This window comes from Ereboglobus sp. PH5-10 (genome assembly GCF_029504735.1).
Lineage (GTDB): Bacteria > Verrucomicrobiota > Verrucomicrobiia > Opitutales > Opitutaceae > Ereboglobus.
Window position 1 is genome coordinate 1 of record NZ_JAQFIP010000011.1, and the last position, 18,347, is coordinate 18,347.

Here is an 18,347-nt window from a genome sequence, read left to right on the forward strand (position 1 = left end):
AGCCGCTGGGCGCCCTACGGCAAGTTTGCGGCGGTCTCGGTGGAAAGCTCCGACGGCGAGATCACTGCGCACGGCAGAACATTTGAGGCCAACTACGACGGCAAGCGAGTCGAGTTCGGCCTGGGCACGAGCTACCGCATCGACGCGATCAGCCAAGTTTACATCGACTACGAATATGCGAAGGCCCAGTTCTACGAACGCCCCTGGTCCCTAAACCTCGGCTACCGCAGACTCTGGTAACGTGGAAGCGGCGTCCCGCCGCTTCCACCTTGCCGTCCGAACCGCCCCGACTCACCGGGACGGTTCGCCCTGCCGTGAAAGGCCCGAAAGCATAAGGAAGTTGAAGCCAGCTCAGTATTCCTTGTCCGCGTAGTCGCCGTATTTTTCCATGACGAAGTCGATGTCCTTGTCGCCGCGTCCGCTCAGGTTGACGAGAATGTCCTCCTGCGGGCGCTCCTTGGCGAGCTTCACGGCGTAGGCGACGGCGTGCGCGCTTTCGAGCGCGGGAATGATGCCCTCGAGTCGTGAGAGTTGGAAAAACGCATGGATGGCCTCCGCATCCGTGGCGGTCACGGTCTTGGTGCGTCCGATGGATTTTAAGTAGGCGTGCTCGGGGCCGCTCGACGGATAATCGAGTCCGCTGGCGACGGAATACACGGGCGCGGGCTCGCCTTTTTCGTCGGTGAGCATGATCGAGTTGAAGCCGTGCATGATGCCCTCCTTGCCGTAGGTGAGCGAGGCGGCGTGGTCGCCGAGTTTCGCGCCGCGTCCGAGCGGTTCGACGCCGTGGAGTTCGACGGGGTCGTCGAGGAAGCCGGAGAAAATGCCCATCGCGTTGGAGCCGCCGCCGACGCAGGCGACGACGTTGTTGGGCAGCTCGCCGGTCATCTCGATGAACTGCTCGCGCGCCTCGATGCCGACGACGCGCTGAAACTCGCGCACCATGAGGGGGAAGGGGTGCGGCCCCATGACCGAGCCTATGCAATAGATGCTGTTGACGGGGTCGCTCAGGTAGGCGTCGAACGCGGAATCGACGGCCTCCTTGAGCGTGCGGTTGCCGAAGGTGACGGGCACGACCTTGGCTCCGAGGATTTTCATGCGCACGACATTCGGATGCTCCTTGGCAATGTCGACTTCGCCCATGTGGATTTCGACGGGGATTCCGAAATACGCGCCCGCCGTGGCGAGGGCGACGCCGTGCTGGCCCGCGCCGGTTTCGGCGATGAGTTTTTTCTTGCCGAGGTATTTGGCTAGAAGCGCCTCGCCCATGCAGTGGTTGAGCTTGTGCGCGCCGGAGTGGTTGAGGTCCTCGCGCTTGAGGTAGATGCGCCCGCCGCCGACCTTGTCGCTGAGGTTTTTGCAATAATAGACCGGCGTGGGGCGGCCTTGGAAGTGTTTGCGGATGCTTCGCAGTTCGCGGATGAAATCGTGGCTTCGGCAGATGTGCTGGTAGCCGCGATAGATTTCGTCCATTTGCTTTTGGAGTTCGGGCGGGACGAACGAGCCGCCGAACTTGCCGAAGAAGCCGCGCTCGTCGGGCACCTGCAGGTGCATCGGGAGTTTGGGACGTGTGTATTGCGTGGATGTCTGTGTGTTCATGTGTGTGTTTGTTTTCTGTTGTTTGGTTTTGTTGAAACTGAAGCGCCGTGATTAGCCGGATGGAAAAAATAAAAAACCTGCCGGATAATGACGGCAGGCTTCATGTTTAAATGGAATCGGTGCGTTGATATTACAGTGCGTAAGCGTGCGTCATTGTCTCGTTGAGGAGCAACGCCAGCGCCAAGTATTGTTGATGTTTTTGTTCAAACGCATGTCTGAAAATTGAAGTTGCGCGGAAAATGCGCGGTGAGGGTTTGGGGAGTCAAGGGAAAATATTTTTGGGCAAAGGGCGCTTGTGTCGCTCCATCAGCGGCGCGGTTTCTTTCCCCTGAAAACTCCGCGCGCGTGCCAGAGGATCAGGAGCGCGTTGGTCGCGACCATTGGCCACGCGCGCGGGGTCGCGCCCGAAATTATCGCGACCGCAATTATCCACGCATGGATGCCGAGCGCGATTGCCGAGACGCAATAATCCGCCCGTCGCGCCGCCTGTTCGCGCCATTGAATATATGCCACGGCGCACCAGACGGCGAGCGCCACGACCGCGCCGGCCCGGCAGAATTGCGAGGCGCGCGCGATTTTTTCCTGATGCTCCAGCAGGAGCGTCAGCAGCCAGAACAGCAGTTGGTTGAAATAAAGAAAGCCGGTCACGAGCGCCGATATCAGGTGCGCGTTCACGGGGAACTGGCCTTTCTCATCGACCGGCACGCGCGAGAGCAGGGCGCAGCCGGCGCAGCAGAAATGGGTCGCCGGGGATGTCTCGTTCGCCGCGCTCGCGGCTGTCCTGAACGGGGTGCCGCAGCGGCTGCATGTTACGTTTTGCATGGTTGGGTCGTTCTTTGTTGGAAAAGAGGGGGGGAGTTTTTTCAGGGTTCAACGTGCCGGATTATCAATTCCTGCAGGGTGGCCAAAAACATGTAGGCCATGAGGGCGCGGCGCGTGTCGGGTTGCAGCGCGTCGAAATCGCCGATGCCCTGCTCCAATGTTTCGTCGGGGATGTCCGCAAGCTGGCGCAGGCGCATTTGCAGGCGCAGCGCGGTGCAGGCGCGGATTATTTGCATGCTTTCGTCGGTATTGATCGTGACGGTGCCTGTTTCAAAAAACTCGCCGTCGAATAGCGCGAGCAGCACGCCGACACTCTCGTTTTGCGTGGAGAGGAGCGAGTTCCGCCACATTTCGTCCATTTCGGCATCGTCGCCGTTTGCGGGCGGATGCAGTTGCACGGCGAGTTGGGTCTTGAGTTCGTTCGCGGTGGCATTGAGCAAGTCCATCAGCGGCGCGACGATTTTCAGGCTGAGCGTGATCTCGATTCGGCTCATTTGTCGTCGGCCTCCAGGATCGCCCGCAGGTGCCATTCGTGAAGCGTGTAGGCGTAGGCCTCGGCTTTTTCCCTCAGGCCGCACCACACGACGGATCGGCCCTGTTCGTGCACCTCGAGCATGTGCTTTTGCGCCGTTTGGTCGTCGAAGCCGAGAACCTTTTTGAAAACGAGCACCACGTATGACATAAGGTTTACGGGATCGTTGAGCACCACCACGCGCCAGTCGCCGTCTTTTGCGAGCGCGACGTGGGTGTCTGTTTTCGGGACTGTGAGCGTTTGGGCCGCCATGATTGCATTTCATGCAAACTCGCGCATTATTACAGCGCAACATCGCACTTGTCAGCCGCGCGCAAATAAAGCGGAAATGAGTGCCGCACCACGCGCACAACCCTCTTCTTCAACCATGACATCCACCCAACGCACAACCCACCGCTGGAAATTCGCCCGCATCGGCGGACTCGACCAAGTCATCCTCGAGACAGCCGATGATCTGCTCAACCTAGGCCAACTCGACCAGAAACTCTGGGTCGCGTTGAGCTGTCCGGTGAAAAGCCTCGAATATGACGAGGACACGCTGAAGCTGCTCGACACCGACAACGACGGACGCATCCGCGTTGACGAGATCACCGGCGCGATCAAATGGCTTTCCACGCGCCTCGCCGACGTGGGCGTCATCCTCAACCCGCAGCCGCAGTTGCCCCCCGATGCGATCAACGCCGGCACGCCCGAGGGCGCGCTGCTGCTCTCCACTGCAAATCTCCTCATCAGCGAGGGCAAAACCGGGCTCAGCGTCGCGGGCATCGCCGAAACGCGAAAGCAATTTCTCGACGGCCGTTTTAACGGCGACGGCGTCATTTCCGCCGACACCACGGACACGCCCGAGCTCAAGCAGCTCGTCGAAAACATCATCGCCACTCAAGGCGCCGCGCAGGATCTCAGCGGCAAGCCCGGCGTGACGCAGGAAAAAATCGACGCGTTTTACGACGCGGTCGCCGCGCACATCGCGCGCAACGCCGAGGCCGCGGCGACGCAGGTTTTCGTTTTCGGCAAAACCACGCCCGCGGCCCACGCCGCGTTCAAGGCGGTGCGCGAGAAAATCGACGACTACTTCGAGCGCTGTCGCCTGGCCTCGTTTGATCCGCGCACGCTCGCCGCGCTCAACCGCCCCGAGTCCGACTACGCCGCGATCATCGCGCGCGACCTCAAGCCGGGCGATTCCGACCTGGCCGGGTTTCCCCTCGCAAAAATCACGCCCGACAAGCCGCTGTCGCTCGCCGCCGGCATCAATCCCGCGTGGACGGCCGCCGTTGGGGCATTTCTCTCCGACACGATGCCGGTCGCGTTCAACGCGGGCAAAGCCGACATCACCGCCGCCGAGTGGGCGTCGCTGAAAACGAAGTTCGGGCCCTACGAAAACTGGCTCGCGGCAAACGCCGGCTCGCCGATCACCGCGCTCGGCGATGCGCGCATCGAGGAAATCCACGCGACCTCCGCCGCCGACCGCGACGCGCTCGGCAAACTCGTCGCGCAAGACAAGGCGCTCGAATCCGAATCGCTCGCGCTCAACGACATCAACCGGCTCGTGCGCTACTACAGCCAGCTCGGCGTGCTGTTGCGCAACTTCGTGAACTTCGCCGATTTTTATTCGCTGAAACACTCGGCGATCTTTCAGGCGGGCGTGCTTTACCTCGACAGCCGCAGTTGCGAACTGTGCATCCGCGTCGATGATCCCGCGGCGCATTCCGTGCTCGCCGCGCTCAGCCGCGCGTGCATCGCCTACTGCGAACTCAAGCGCGCGGGCGAGGCGCCGTTGAAAATCGCGGCCTGTTTCACCCAGGGCGACTCCGACTATCTGATGGTGGGGCGCAACGGCGTTTTCTACGACATGAAGGGGCGCGACTGGGACGCGACGATCACCAAGCTCGTTTCGAACCCGATCAGCGTGCGCGAGGCGTTTTGGTCGCCCTATAAAAAACTCATCCGCACAATCGAGGAACATCTCGCCAAACGCGGCGCCGCTGCCGAGGCCGCCACCGGCGCCAAGCTCGACAAGGTTGCGGAAAACACCGCCAATGCCGACAAGCTCGCCGCCGCGTCCGCGTCCGCGACACCCGAGGCGCCGAAAAAAATCGACGTCGGCACTGTGGCCGCGATTGGCGTGGCCGCAGGCGCGCTCACCGGCGCGATTGCCGCGATCGCAACCGGAATCGCCCGTCTCGCGCCCTGGCAAATCCTCCTCATTCCGGTGGCGTTGTTGCTGATCATTTCCGGCCCGTCGATGTTCATTGCCTGGTTGAAACTCCGCCAGCGCACACTCGGGCCGATTCTTGACGCGGCGGGATGGGCGGTCAACGGACGCGTAAAAATCAATGTCCCGCTCGGCACCTCGCTCACGGACATCGCCACGCTTCCTGACGGCTCGCAGCGCACGCTTCGCGATCCCTACGAGGACAAGGCGGCCAAGCGCCGCAAGCGCCGCATCGTGCTGGTCCTGGTTCTCGCCGCGCTCGCGGCCTTCGGCGCATGGGCGTGGATCGATCACATCGAGACGAACACATGGATTTGGGACCGGCTGTTGTCGTCGAAATAATCAAACGCGAAGGACGGCGCGGATTTTTTGCCGCGCCGTTTTCAATTTCCAAGTGAAGACCCCGGACCTGCTCAATATACGTTTATACAATCAATTGCTCTCCGGCCATGAGTTGAAGCAGCCGCGAGAGGTCGTGTCCCGGATGGGCGCGATGCAGTCGCAGTCGCTGGATTTGGCGAAGTGGGCGATCGGAACGCGTCTCGAATCAAAGACGGTTGCGGATGTCGAGAAGGCCTTGAACACGGGGAAAATCATTCGCACGCACATTCTGCGCCCGACGTGGCATTTTGTGGCGGCGGATGACATTCATTGGATGCGCGAACTTTCGAACCCGCAAATAAAGCCGATTTATCTCTCCTATTGCCGGATGTGCGGCGCGGACGAGGCGGTCATAGCGCGCGCCGTTCCCATTGTGGAGAAATCCCTGTCCAATGGCGGGCATTTGGAGAAGCAGGAAATCGGGGAGGCCCTGAAGGCGCGAAGAATAAAGGCGGATGCCACCTTGCTGAATCTTATTATACAACGCGCCGAGATGGAGGGGATTCTTTGCAACGGGAAAATACAGGGTAATAAACAAACCTATGCTTTGCTAAACGAATGGGTTCCCCGGAAACGAAACCAAACAATAAGCCGGGAGGCTGCGTTGGAACGCCTGGCGCGGAGGTATTTCACGAGCCACGGACCGGCGACGCTTCTTGATTTTGAGTGGTGGTCGGGCTTGTCGCTCACCGATAGCAGGCGCGCTGTCGAGATGATCAAAAACGATTTTGTATGCGAAAAGGCAAGCGGGCGCGAGTTCTGGATGCGAAATGACATTAAGACTCCGCCGAAAGGAAGCGCGTCGGCATTGCTGCTTCCGCCGTTCGACGAATTTGTGGTGAGCTACAAGGACCGTTCCGAGATGATTCACGATGCTCATTATGGAAAGGTGATGACGAGGAACGGCCTCTTTTCCCCGACCGTGATGCTCAATGGCGAAATTGTCGGCTCATGGAAAAAGACGAGCAGGAAAGGAGCTGTCCGAATAGAACTCTCCTTTTTCGAAAAAACGTCCAAGCGAAAACAACAGCTTTTCGAGCCGGAGATAAGGCGGTTGGAGAAGTTTTATTCGGACAGGGATGAATAGACATGCTTGGCAGCGAAGCGCGCGAACGGTTTGTTGATTATTAAAACCAGTGACACTGGTTCTCCAAGATGAACGATGTGTCGATATGAAATATATACATATTATAATAATCGACTATTCATTCTGTATATTCTGTTAATTCTGTCATGATCCTTAAGACAGGATTAATTGGATGCGCAGGATGCGGACGGGAGTGGAGACACAGACAGGAATGTCTGTGTTACCTTGATTTGAGGTTTCGATTTGGTTGGTAACGTTGGGGTAGGGCGCTGGAATTGCAAAATATCAATTGTCCGGCACACTCTTCCGCCTTCCCGGCGAGCGATTAATAAATTGTAAATTATTGCGAAAAATATAATTGTGAAAACCCGTTTGCGGTGCTGGGATTTCGGATGTTCATTTGGTTTCTTCCGCAATCATAACCCTGAAAATTCAAAAACGCCCACACTATGAATGCTTATGTCGCTGAATTCGTCGGAACCGCCATCCTCGTCCTTCTTGGTAATGGCATCGTCGCAAACGTGAATCTCACCAAGTCCAAGGGCAACGGCGGGGGCTGGATTTGCGTGGCCGCGGGCTGGGCCTGCGCCGTGGCCATCGCCGTCTATGCCACGGGGCGGTTTTCCGAGGCGCATCTCAATCCGGCCGTCACACTCGCGCTCGCCAGCATCGGGAGCTTCGGCTGGGGGCAGGTGGCCGGATACATCGGAGCACAAATGGCCGGCGGCATTATCGGCGCAGTTCTCGTTTACCTGACCTATTTTGCCCATTGGGGCGTGACAAACGACGCCGCCACCAAGCTCGCCTGCTTCTCCACCGCTCCCGCCGTGCGCCGGATGGGGCCCGCCTTTGTCACGGAGGTGATCGGGACCGCGGTTCTTTTGTTCGGCATCCTGGCCTTTGGAAAAGTGGCATTGGGCGCTCCCAGCGGACAGGAGGCGTGGGCCGCGGTTGTGGGCACTTGGTTTGGGCCCGCGTTGGTCGGCCTGCTTATTTTCTCCATCGGCCTTTCGCTCGGCGGTCCGTCGGGATATGCCATCAATCCCGCGCGTGACCTGGGGCCGCGCATCGCCCACGCCGTGCTTCCCATTCCCGGAAAAGGCTCCTCCGACTGGCAGTATTCCTGGGTGCCCGTCGTGGCCCCGATTGTCGGCGGCATCATCGGAGCGCAACTTTTCGTTTTGCTCGGGTTTTAGGGCTAAAAATTTAACCACGGAGAACACTGAGATACACGGAGGGAAAACAAGAATGCCAGAGAGCCAGAGGCCGGAAATCCAGGTCAAGCCCCAGACGTTCAGACGCTCCTCCTCCGTGCCGCTCCGTGCCATCCGTGGTTAAAAATCAGGACACAGTATTTCAGGATAACTTCTTAATCCACTCCACTCATCGTTAAAAAATCCATCGTCATTCAACATCATGAGCTCCCAAAAATATATTCTGGCCCTCGACCAGGGCACCACCAGTTCACGCGCCATCGTTTTTGACCATTCGGGCCGGATCGTTTCTGTCGCGCAAAAGGAATACCGGCAGCATTATCCGAAATCCGGCTGGGTTGAGCACGATCCGTTCGACATTTGGGCCAGCCAAAGCTCCACGGCGGCGGAGGCCGTTTCCAAGGCTGATCTTTCAACCGACGCCATCGCCGCGGTCGGCATCACCAACCAGCGCGAGACAACGGTCGTCTGGGATCGCGAGACGGGCAAGCCGGTTTACAATGCCATCGTCTGGCAGGATCGCCGCACGGCCGATTATTGCGCCGAACTTCAAAAGCAGGGCGTCGAGTCCATGATTCGGGAAAAAACCGGCCTGCGCATCGACCCGTATTTTTCCGGCACCAAAATCCGCTGGATACTTGAAAACGTGGACGGCGCGCGCGCCCTCGCCGACAAGGGCCGCCTGCTTTTCGGCACCGTGGACACATGGCTGATCTGGCAGCTCACGGAGCGCACGGTGCACGTCACCGATGCCACAAACGCCTCGCGCACCCTCCTGCTCAACATCCACACCGGCGATTGGGACGACGACCTGCTCAAGCTCCTTGGCATTCCCCGCTCCATGCTCCCCGAGGTCAAGTCCAGCTCCGAGGTGTATGGAAAAGTCGCCCCCGCGATTTATCCCGGCGGGGTTCCGATTGCGGGCATCGCCGGCGACCAGCAGGCCGCGCTTTTCGGCCAGGCATGTTTCGAGCCGGGCATGGTCAAGAACACCTACGGCACCGGCTGCTTTACCCTGATGAACACGGGGACGGAGGCCGTCACCTCGAAAAACAACCTTCTTACCACGATCGCCTGGCGCATCGGCAACCGCACCGAATACGCGCTCGAGGGATCGGTCTTTATCGGCGGCGCGGTCGTGCAATGGCTGCGCGACGAGCTCCGCATCGTTTCCACCGCGCAGGAAGTCGACCGGCTCGCCGCCACCGTGCCCGATGCCGGCGGCCTCTACATCGTGCCCGCCTTCACCGGACTCGGCGCCCCGCACTGGGATCCCTACGCCCGGGGCATCGCCGTCGGCATCACGCGCGGCACCAATCGCGCGCACTTCTGCCGCGCGGCCCTCGACGCCATCGCCTTCCAAACCGCCGACCTCATCTCGTGCATGGAAAAGGACAGCGGACTGACGCTCTCCGAGTTGCGCGTGGACGGCGGTGCCAGCCACAGCCAGCCCCTGCTCCAGTTCCAATCCGACTTGCTGGGCAGGCCCGTGATCCGCCCGGAATGTGTCGAAACCACCGCCATGGGCGCCGCCTACCTGGCCGGCCTCGCCGTCGGCTACTGGACCAGCCGCGACGACATCACGAAAAACTGGCAGGTTGACCAGGAGTTCAAGCCCGACACCGCGCGCAAGGACATCGACACCCTGCGCACCGGCTGGAACCGCGCCCTCGAACGCTCCAAGGGGTGGGAGAGCGGAAGTTAAGGCATCCAAAATACGCAAGTATTCAAGAGCCGACTCCGCATCCTGTAAATCCTGACCATTCTGGTTTAAATTTTCTGACAGGATTGGCGGGATTTACAGGATGAAGGCAGGAATGTCCGTGCTATTTTTCAGACGATAATCGCCCTTATCTTGACGTCATTTCAACCTGCTCCTGCGAGGCGTTTTCGGACTCAAGACGGCAACTTCTTTAATATTCTGGGTTCGGAAACAATGCGATTTTCTGGCTTCCCATGAAAGGTAGCCATTCCAATCATGGTGTGGCCGTCATTTTGAACACTAAACACATAGGAGCCTGAGTCGAATCCATCTCCTTTTTGATCCTCAAATAGAAGAGTAATTTGGTTATTTTGTATCTTTCCTTGATACACAAAGCTACGATTGGAATCAGTGCCATCTCGTTTTTTCCTTCGAGTGCTTTTCCCTGAAACCCTGTAACCATTTTGCTTTAGATCAATTTGACCAACATGAACTTCAACGCCATTGCGTGTTTCAATAATCGCCCAAGGACCTTCTATTCGAATGCCTTTTGAAAAGAATCGATACTGAGCAGCTGGCCAAACGAATCTAACAAATACTGCGACCGATCCGGTGGCGGTGAGGCTTGAAAAAAAACCGATAATGAAATTAATCACAGAAATTCCTTCTTTTTGGAGTGTAATACTTATCTATATTTCTTCCTAACGGTTACCATGAGTCATGCACGGTAGCGCGTTGCCTCAATGGTTTTGTTCGGTTTTATTTGCTATTCCTTACTAATGTCTAGATGTGACACCATGATAGTTGAATCGACACTAAACTCGCCCTGAATATTGTCATCACTCAAGTCAATAAACTCGCTGAGTCCAGCAGCTCTTAGCACTGCATTCGAAAACATCTCTGCTTCTCTATCTAACGTGTGATCAAATGCATAGACTATTTCACCAATCTGAAAAGATGTCCATGCTCGAATAAAGTCGTGTAAGTCGTGCAGTGTCCGTTGGGACGAAAAAAGAGGCGATATAAGTGAAATCAAAGGAAGGGGAAATCCGCGCTTGTGCCATATGCAAAAAATCTCGTGCAAGATCATAAGATCATCAGACCATGGAAAGACGCATGTATCGTTGCCACGCAAGTGTTGCCCAGCATTACTTGCCCCCGACGCTAGTGCTGTCTTTGTGAAGGATGAAGAGCCATTCAGGGTGTTACTCAAAACTCCAGCATTCACATGGATGAGTTCGCCAGGGGCTTCAAAGAACCCATACGCACCGAGACACATTTGAGTGTTCCGAAACACGACATCCTTCGCCCCTCGGAACATCCCTTTGCTTCCGCTAAACAGAGGAAAATTTTTCAGTAAAAAAAGCTGTTCCTCGTCTATATGAGCTTTGCCATTACGAAGCATCTTATTCTGCACAATACAAAGTTTCTGTAGTAAACGCCGCTTACCATCGGAGACAACTGTAACAAGAATCAAGTCCCCCAGTTCTTTGGAGGTCGGCTTGTTTCGGAAATTGAATGAAACGTAAGATTTTGAGCCGTGTATCTTCTCGCAGTGAATTCGTAGACCATGATATGATTGGCCCTTGAGGGTGTTTGCTATGCGTGTAACCAGTGCAACCTCACCTTCATTGTTCGTGTATCCCTGTCCCAGTTGATCATAGACTTCAGCGATACGGGCATGCTGGAACCTCAAGAATCCGGGATCGGCTAGGAGTGAATGATATTTTTGTATGAGTTTTCTCATTACATTGTATTTTTATTAATCGTTACGGGTGTAATGCCTCGTTGCTTGCGGCGGGGGCCTTTACTAAACACTTACGGGCGAATCTCGTGCAGGCAAGTGCTTTCACGTGGGACTGGAGCTGGTAATGCGGTCGAATGCCACGCACACCTTCACACTTGCACGTAGGGCGGTCAAAATTTGAGACGAAAGATAAAAAGGGATGAATACAACGCGACAGCGCCCGGGAGCGCGGGCATCTTGCCCGCAGATTTGGAGGTTTGTGCGGGCGGGACGCCCGCGCTCCCAGGATGGCGTCGCAATCGAAGCCCTTACAGTATCTGCGCTATGTAGCAAAAGGGGCGTCGTTTGCGACGCCCCTTTGTGTGTGTTTTGGTTGCTTGCTTACTTTTGCGCGGGCGCGGATGGCGCGGCGGGTGTCGGGGCGACGGCCGCTTTGACGTCGCCGCCGTTGTCGGCGAGGCGCTGGTAGAGGGCGAAGCGGTCGTTGACTCCTTTTTGCGCCTCGGCTTCGAACACCGCCACTTGCTCCGGCGACACGGAGCGGGCCACCAGTTTGTAACGGTTTTCGGCGCGGGTAAACGTGCTCAGCTCGCCTTTCGGCGCGGCGCTGTCGAGTTGCATCGGGTTCTTGCCTTCGGCGGCGCGGCGCGGGTCGTAGCGGAAGAGCGGCCAGTAGCCGGTTTCCACGGCGAGTTTCTGCCGGTCGAAGCCTTCATACATGGCCTTGAAGCCGTGCGAGATGCAGGGCGCGTAGGCGAGGATGAGCGAGGGGCCGTCGTAGGACTCGGCTTCGCGGATGGCGTTGAGCGTTTGCGCGTCGCGGGCGCCCATGGCCACGCGGGCCACGTAGACGTTGCCGTAAACGGTGGCGAGGAGCGCGAGGTCTTTTTTGCCAGTGGGCTTGCCGCCGCCGGCGAACTTCGCGGTCGCGCCGAGGGGCGTCGATTTCGAGCACTGGCCTCCCGTGTTGGAATAGACTTCGGTGTCGAGCACCATGATGTTCACGTTGCGCCCGGAGGCGATGACGTGGTCGAGGCCGCCGTAGCCGATGTCGTAGGCCCAGCCGTCGCCGCCGAAGATCCAGACGGATTTTTTCACGAGGTAGTCGGCGACTTTTTCGAGTTCGCGGGCTTGCGGGTCGTTGATGCCGGCGAGGGCGGTTTTCAGTTCCGCAATCTTGGCGCGGAGCGCGGCGATGGCGGGATCGTTCGACTGGTCGGCGGTGAGGATGGCGTCAACGAGCGGCTGGCCGATTTGCGCGGCGAGGGCGTTGAGGAGGCGCTTGGCGCGGTCGGCGCTGCGATCCATCGAGAGGCGCATGCCGAGGCCGAATTCGGCGTTGTCCTCGAAGAGCGAGTTGGCCCATGCGGGGCCGCGTCCGTCCTTGTTTGTCGTGTAGGGCGTGGTCGGGAGGTTGCCGCCGTAGATGGAGGAGCAGCCGGTGGCGTTGGCGATGACGGCGCGGTCGCCGAAGAGTTGACTGACGAGTTTGATGTAGGGTGTCTCGCCGCAGCCAGCGCAGGCGCCGGAGAATTCGAAGAGCGGGTCGAGGAATTGCACGTTTTTCGGCGTGTCGGCCTTGAAGCTGGCGCGGTCGATCGAGGGCAGGTCGAGGAAGAACTTGAAGTTGGCGCGCTCGCGTTCGCGGATCGGGTATTGCTCGACCATGTTGATGGCGCGTTTCTTCGGGTCGGCCTTGTTTTTGACCGGGCAAACGTGCACGCAGAGTTCGCAGCCGGTGCAATCCTCGACGGCGACTTGGAGGACGTAGTTGTTGCCCTTGTATTCCGTGGATTTGAAGGGCACGGACTTGAAGCCCTCGGGCGCCTTGCTGAGGAGCGCGGGGTCGAAGAACTTGGCGCGGATGGCGGCGTGCGGGCAGGCTTGCACGCATTTGTTGCACTGGATGCAGATGGAGGCGTCCCATTCGGGAACCGTGGCGGCCATGTTGCGTTTTTCGTATTGGGCGGTGGCGGAGGGCCAGGTGCCGTCAACGGGAAATGCGGAGACAGGGAGGTCGTCGCCGCGGCCGGCGAGGATCATGCCGGTGACGTTGCGCACGAAGTCGGGCGCGTCGGTGGGCACGGGGGGCTGGCGGAGCGCGGTGGAGTCGGCGGCGGCGGGAATCTTGACTTCCTTGAGCGCGGAGAGGGCGGCGTCGATGGCGCGGAGGTTTTGGTCAACGATTTCCTGGCCTTTTTTCGAGTAGGATTTGATCGCGGCCTTTTTGATGTTGTCGATGGCTTCGTCAACGGGGAGCACTTCGCTCAGTTTGAAGAAGCACACTTGCATGACGGTGTTGGTGCGGTTGGCGGGGAGGCCGGCGGAGCGGGCGACGGCGCTGGCGTCGATCGCGTAAACGCGGAGTTTTTTGGCGATGATTTCCCGCTGCGTCTCGGCGGAGAGGCGGTGCCAGGCGGTTTCGGTGTCGCCGGGGGCGTTGATGAGGAGGATGCCGCCCTCGGAGGCGCAATCGACGACGGGTTGCTGGTCGAGAAGGTTGAACTGGTGGCAGCCCACGAAGTCGGCGTTCTTGATGAGGTAGGGCGCGCGGATGGGGCGGTCGCCGAAGCGGAGATGCGAGACGGTGAAGCCGCCGGATTTCTTGGAGTCGTAAACGAAGTAGCCCTGGGCGTATTTGCCGGCGTCGACGCCGATGATTTTGATGGTGTTTTTGTTGGCGCCGACTGTGCCGTCGGAACCGAGGCCGAAGAAGACGGCGCGGGTGAGCGTTTCGTCGAGGCTTTCGATGTCGAGAGTGTTGTCGTAGGGGAGCGAGAGGCCGGTGAGGTCGTCGTTGATGCCGATGGTGAAGGTTTGTTTCGGTTTGTCCTTGGCGATTTCCTCGTAAACGGCGGCGACCATCGGGGGCGTGAATTCCTTGGAGCCGAGGCCGTAGCGGCCGCCGGTGATCTTGATGCGCGGGCCGGTGAGCGCGCCGTTTTCCTCGCCGTGGCGGACGGCGGCGACGACGTCGAGATAGAGGGGCTCGCCAAACGCGCCGGGCTCCTTGGTGCGGTCGAGGACGGCGATGGCCTTGGTGGTTTTCGGGAGCGCCTTGAGGAAGGCGTCGACGGGGAACGGACGGTAAAGGTTGACGGAGAGGACGCCGGTTTTTTGGCCCTTTTTGTTGAGCCAAGCGGCGGTCTCGGCGGCGGTCTCGGCACCGGAGCCCATGATGACGATAACGTGTTCGGCATCGGGCGCGCCCTCGTAGTTGACGAGGCCGTATTTGCGGCCGGTGGCGGCGGCGAACTTGTCCATCTCGGCCTGCACGATGGCGGGGACGGCTTCGTAGAATTTGTTGCAGGATTCGCGGGCCTGGAAAAAGACGTCGGGGTTTTGGGCGGTGCCGCGGATGGCGGGCGCGTCGGGGTTGAGGCCGCGGGAGCGGAAGGCGTCGAGCGCGTCGGCGTCGATCATCGAGCGGAGGATGTCGTCGCTGATGCGATGCACGGTGTTGATTTCGTGCGAGGTGCGGAAGCCGTCGAAGAAGTGGAGGAAGGGGACGCGTGACTTGAGGGTGGCGGCGTGGGCGATGGCGGCCATGTCGTGCGCCTCCTGCGGGGAGTTGGCGGCGAGCATTGCCCAACCGGTCTGGCGGCAGGCCATGACGTCGGAGTGGTCGCCGAAAATGGAGAGCGCGTGCGTGGCGAGGGTGCGCGCGGTGACGTGCATGACGCAGGGGGTGAGTTCGCCGGCGATCTTGAACATGTTGGGAATCATGAGCAGAAGGCCCTGCGAGGCGGTGAAAGTGCTGGTGAGCGTGCCGCCCATGAGCGAGCCGTGCATCGCGCCCGCGGCACCGGCTTCGGATTGCATCTCAACGACTTCGGGGATGTGACCGAAGAGGTTGGTCTTTTTCTGAACACCCCAGTCATCCATGAATTCCGCCATCGGGGTGGACGGCGTGATGGGATAGATCGTAAAGACCTCCGTCATTTTATAGGCGACATGCGCGACGGCTTCATTGGCGTCGATGGTGGCCGGTTTGGATTTGGTGGTTTCGGAGGCGGCTTGAGTTGCGTTCATTGTTTCTAAATTATGAATTAACCTGTTTGTTTTTAAAAAATTATGAAATTACGTGGAGATGATGAAAAACTGGGCTGATTGATGGCGGGTGTTTTTTGAAATCGGGGGAAAATATGTCGTAATTATTTAAATAGATATTCGGCAGAGTAGCAGAGTCAACCAGTGGGATGGTTTTTGGAAAGATAAAATGAAAAAAAATGAGCTGATTTTGACCAAATCCTGCGCATATATTGCTTTTTCGTTCTCAATGAACACCGAGTGCCTGACGTGCTGCTTAAGATTGGTATACGTGAATATGTATATTTTGTTCAAAATTGCCGGATTTAAGGCAATTTATGCGCAGTTTTCGGTAATTTGTGCTGGTTTTGACGCAGCGGCAGTTTGAGGAGAAATGCACGTGTCGCATCAAATGGGGGAGGGCGGTTTCGCCGTTCCGCGCAACGGCGATATTCCGACAACCGCTGTGTTTGCCACTCGTAATTCTCGGCGCGCTCGGCGAGCACCCCCCCACCTGTTGAAGACCAAGGCTGGTTTGTGAATTGTGTAACCCCAATAGGTTACGCTCCGGATGAAAACAGTCCCATTTAGGCTGTCGGAAATGGAATCCCGTTTTTGGTTGAAATTCGCTATACCTCGTCCAGCGCGGGCAGAATTTCCAGATTGGTGTCGCCGTTGGGAAGGGCGGCGAGATGCCAGCGCTGGCGGGTTATTTTTTTCAGGAAGGCGCGGTCGTGGCTGACGAGCAGCATGGCGCAGGGGCACTCGGCGAGCGCTTCCTCAAGGCACAGGATGCTAGGCAGGTCCATGTGGTTCGTGGGTTCGTCCATCACGATCAGGTGCGGGCCGCGCACGATGCCGAGCGCAAGCAGGAGCTTGCGAATTTCGCCGGGGCTGGGCTGCGCGCTTTCGAGCAGGCGCGCGGGGCGCGAGCCGAGGCGGCTGATCGTTGTCATGATGCGGCCGCGCTCGGCGTTGGGGAGCAGTTTGATTTTTTCCAACAGCGTGCGCGAATCCTCCGCGGAAATTTCCTGCGGCACACGCACGAGTTTGTCCCCGGGGATTTGCAGATTGGAGAGGATGTGCCGGATGAGCGTGCTTTTGCCGGAGCCGTTTGCGCCGGTGAGCGCGACGCGGTCGGCGCCCCCGATGGCGAGCTTGGGAAAATGCAGGTGGCGGTTTTCGTTTTCGCCGAGCGGGAGCTTGCCCGCCGGCAGGCGCAGCAGGAAGTCGCGCGGCGAGTAGGATGCGCCGTCGATCCAGATGCCGGTTTCGTAACGCTTGGTGACTTGGATGGAGGCGCGCTCTTTTTCGACCCGGGCGGCGCGTCCTCGCATTTGCCCGGCGAGTTTGTTGGCGTAGGCATCCTTGCCGGTGAGCTTGGCGAGGCCGCGCATGGCGCGTCCGTCAGGGTCGTTTTTGGTGAGCTTTTTCTGGTGCGAGCCGCGGGCGGCGGCGGCTTTTTGCTCGGCGATGACGCGGCGTCGCTGCGCCTCGGCGCGCAGACGGGCGGCGGCGTGCTTGAGCGCGTCGCTTTCGTTTTGCGCGGTTTGCTCCTCAATGTCCTGCTGGGCGAGCGCCTCGGTGATGTTTCCGGGACGGAGCGTGGCGCGCGGCGGCTCGAGCATGAGGCAGCGGGTGCAGAGTTCGTCGAGGAGCTCGCGGTCGTGGCTGACGAGGATGCCGGCGCCGTGGAAGTTTTGCAGGACGTTGACGAGGAGGGCGCGCGCGTCGGCGTCGATGTGGTTGGTGGGTTCGTCGAGCGCGAGGATGGCGGGTTCGCGCCAGAGCGCGGTGGCGATTTGCGCGCGTTTGCGCTCGCCGTGGCTGAGCGTGGTCCAGCGCTCGGGCCAGTCGTCGCCGATGCGGAGGCGGGATTTGAGCGCGGCGGCGTCGGGCGCCCAGAGGAAATCCTCGAAGAGCGGCGGCGGGTCGTCGGTGCGCTGGGCGACGTAGAGCGCGGCGCCTTGCGCGTGGACGGAACCGTGCGCGGGCGGGAGCGCGCCGGTGGCGATTTGCAGGAGCGTGGTTTTGCCGGAGCCGTTGGCGCCGACGACGCCGGTCCATGTGCCCGAGGGAAATTGCACGGTTAGGTTTTCGATGAGCGGCGCGGCCATGCCGGGCCAGGAAAATTCGATGTCGGTGAGTGTGAGCTGTGCGGAGGACATTGCGGAAAAGATGATCGGCTTAAATCGACTTAAGTCGACTCAAGTCGATTTAAGCCGGGGCGGATGATGAAGCTGGCGCGGAGGTGTTTACGCCGGTTTACAGCATGTTTTCCAAGAAGGCGCGGGTGCGTTTGTGGACGGGGTTTTTGAAAAACTCAACGGAGGTGTTCGTTTCGATGATTTCTCCGTTGTCCATGAAGATGACGCGGCTGGCGACTTCGCGCGCGAAGCCCATTTCGTGCGTGACGACGAGCATCGTCATGCGCTCGTCGGCGAGCTGGCGCATGGTGCGCAGGACTTCGCCGGTGAGCTCGGGGTCGAGCGCAGAGGTGGGTTCGTCGAAGAGCATGATCTCGGGGTGCATGGCGAGGGCGCGCGCGATGGCGAGGCGTTGTTTTTGCCCGCCGGAAATCTGCGAGGGGTAGGCGTCGCGCTTGTCGCGGAGGCCGACTTTTTCGAGGAGGGTCTCGGCCTCGGGGAGGATGTCGGCGCGGGCGCGTTTTTTCACGGTCATGGGCGGCGCGATGACGTTTTCCAGCACGGTCATGTGCGGGAAGAGGTTGAAGTGCTGGAAGACCATTCCCATGCGCGAGCAGATGCGGCGGATCTCGGGCTCGGGCGCGTAGCGGCAATGGCCGCCGGGCTCGGTGCGCGCGAGGGTCGCGCCCTCGATGTCGATGCGCCCGGAGTCGATTTTCTCAAGGTGGTTGAGGCAGCGCAGAAAGGTGCTTTTGCCGGAGCCGGACGGGCCGATGATGGCGACGACTTCGCGTTCGGCGAGGCTGAGCGAAACGCCCTTGAGCACTTGGAGCGCGCCGAAGCTTTTGCGGATGTTTTCCGCGCGGATCATGTTT

13 protein-coding genes and 1 pseudogene are annotated in these 18,347 nt (G+C 59.2%); 5 read left to right on the top strand and 9 right to left on the bottom strand.

The features are described 5' to 3' along the window. On the top strand, positions 1-240 hold a 240-nt coding region (locus M2447_RS09635), incomplete at its 5' end, for an autotransporter outer membrane beta-barrel domain-containing protein (RefSeq protein WP_277558432.1). A gap of 111 nt (positions 241-351) precedes the next feature. Here the strand turns inward: M2447_RS09635 and trpB are convergent. The 4 genes from trpB to M2447_RS09655 all read right to left on the bottom strand — a co-directional run bounded on the left by trpB (position 352) and on the right by M2447_RS09655 (position 3,205). Beyond that, positions 352-1,599 carry a tryptophan synthase subunit beta gene (gene trpB / locus M2447_RS09640; protein WP_277558433.1) on the bottom strand — a complete coding sequence of 416 codons (1,248 nt, stop codon included), beginning with the start codon at positions 1,597-1,599 and terminating at the stop codon, positions 352-354. Between the two features lie 306 nt (positions 1,600-1,905). Beyond that, on the bottom strand, positions 1,906-2,421 hold the full coding sequence (locus M2447_RS09645; protein WP_277558434.1) for a hypothetical protein: 516 nt from the start codon (positions 2,419-2,421) through the stop codon (positions 1,906-1,908). A gap of 41 nt (positions 2,422-2,462) precedes the next feature. Further along, the gene (locus M2447_RS09650; RefSeq protein WP_277558435.1) at positions 2,463-2,915 is read right to left on the bottom strand and encodes a hypothetical protein; all 453 of its coding nucleotides are present in this window, start codon (positions 2,913-2,915) and stop codon (positions 2,463-2,465) included. Next, positions 2,912-3,205, bottom strand: coding sequence for an ATP-dependent Clp protease adaptor ClpS (locus tag M2447_RS09655; RefSeq protein WP_277511132.1), 294 nt, complete (start codon positions 3,203-3,205; stop codon positions 2,912-2,914). The genes M2447_RS09650 and M2447_RS09655 overlap by 4 nt, the downstream gene beginning before the upstream one ends. Before the next feature lie 115 nt (positions 3,206-3,320). Between M2447_RS09655 and M2447_RS09660 the strand changes: the two genes are divergently transcribed. The 4 genes and pseudogenes from M2447_RS09660 (at position 3,321) to glpK (ending at position 9,552) form a co-directional block, all read left to right on the top strand. Then, entirely contained in the window at positions 3,321-5,507 is a 2,187-nt protein-coding gene (locus M2447_RS09660) for a hypothetical protein (protein WP_277558436.1), read from the top strand. 52 nt (positions 5,508-5,559) lie between these two features. Next, a complete protein-coding gene (locus M2447_RS09665) occupies positions 5,560-6,633 on the top strand; it encodes a winged helix DNA-binding domain-containing protein (protein WP_277558437.1) in 1,074 nt (357 codons plus the stop codon). A gap of 443 nt (positions 6,634-7,076) precedes the next feature. After that, positions 7,077-7,829 (top strand): annotated as a pseudogene (locus M2447_RS09670) (MIP/aquaporin family protein); the annotation flags it as partial. 220 nt (positions 7,830-8,049) lie between these two features. Then, positions 8,050-9,552: a glycerol kinase GlpK gene (gene glpK / locus M2447_RS09675; RefSeq protein WP_277558439.1), complete on the top strand. Its 1,503-nt coding sequence runs from the start codon at positions 8,050-8,052 to the stop codon at positions 9,550-9,552. A gap of 191 nt (positions 9,553-9,743) precedes the next feature. Here the strand turns inward: glpK and M2447_RS09680 are convergent, their stop codons facing one another. The 5 genes from M2447_RS09680 to M2447_RS09700 form a co-directional block, all read right to left on the bottom strand. Continuing rightward, complete coding sequence (locus tag M2447_RS09680; protein WP_277558440.1) at positions 9,744-10,205, bottom strand: hypothetical protein; 462 nt, start codon at positions 10,203-10,205, stop codon at positions 9,744-9,746. A 110-nt stretch (positions 10,206-10,315) separates the two neighbouring features. Then, complete coding sequence (locus tag M2447_RS09685; RefSeq protein WP_277558441.1) at positions 10,316-11,296, bottom strand: hypothetical protein; 981 nt, start codon at positions 11,294-11,296, stop codon at positions 10,316-10,318. Between the two features lie 381 nt (positions 11,297-11,677). Then, positions 11,678-15,328 carry a pyruvate:ferredoxin (flavodoxin) oxidoreductase gene (gene nifJ, locus M2447_RS09690; RefSeq protein WP_277558442.1) on the bottom strand — a complete coding sequence of 1,217 codons (3,651 nt, stop codon included), beginning with the start codon at positions 15,326-15,328 and terminating at the stop codon, positions 11,678-11,680. 626 nt (positions 15,329-15,954) lie between these two features. Beyond that, positions 15,955-17,493 (bottom strand): ATP-binding cassette domain-containing protein, encoded by a 1,539-nt coding sequence (locus M2447_RS09695; RefSeq protein WP_277558443.1) that lies wholly within the window; start codon positions 17,491-17,493, stop codon positions 15,955-15,957. Positions 17,494-17,590: 97 nt separating this feature from the next. Further along, positions 17,591-18,343 (bottom strand): amino acid ABC transporter ATP-binding protein, encoded by a 753-nt coding sequence (locus M2447_RS09700; protein WP_343215391.1) that lies wholly within the window; start codon positions 18,341-18,343, stop codon positions 17,591-17,593. Positions 18,344-18,347: the final 4 nt, after the last annotated feature.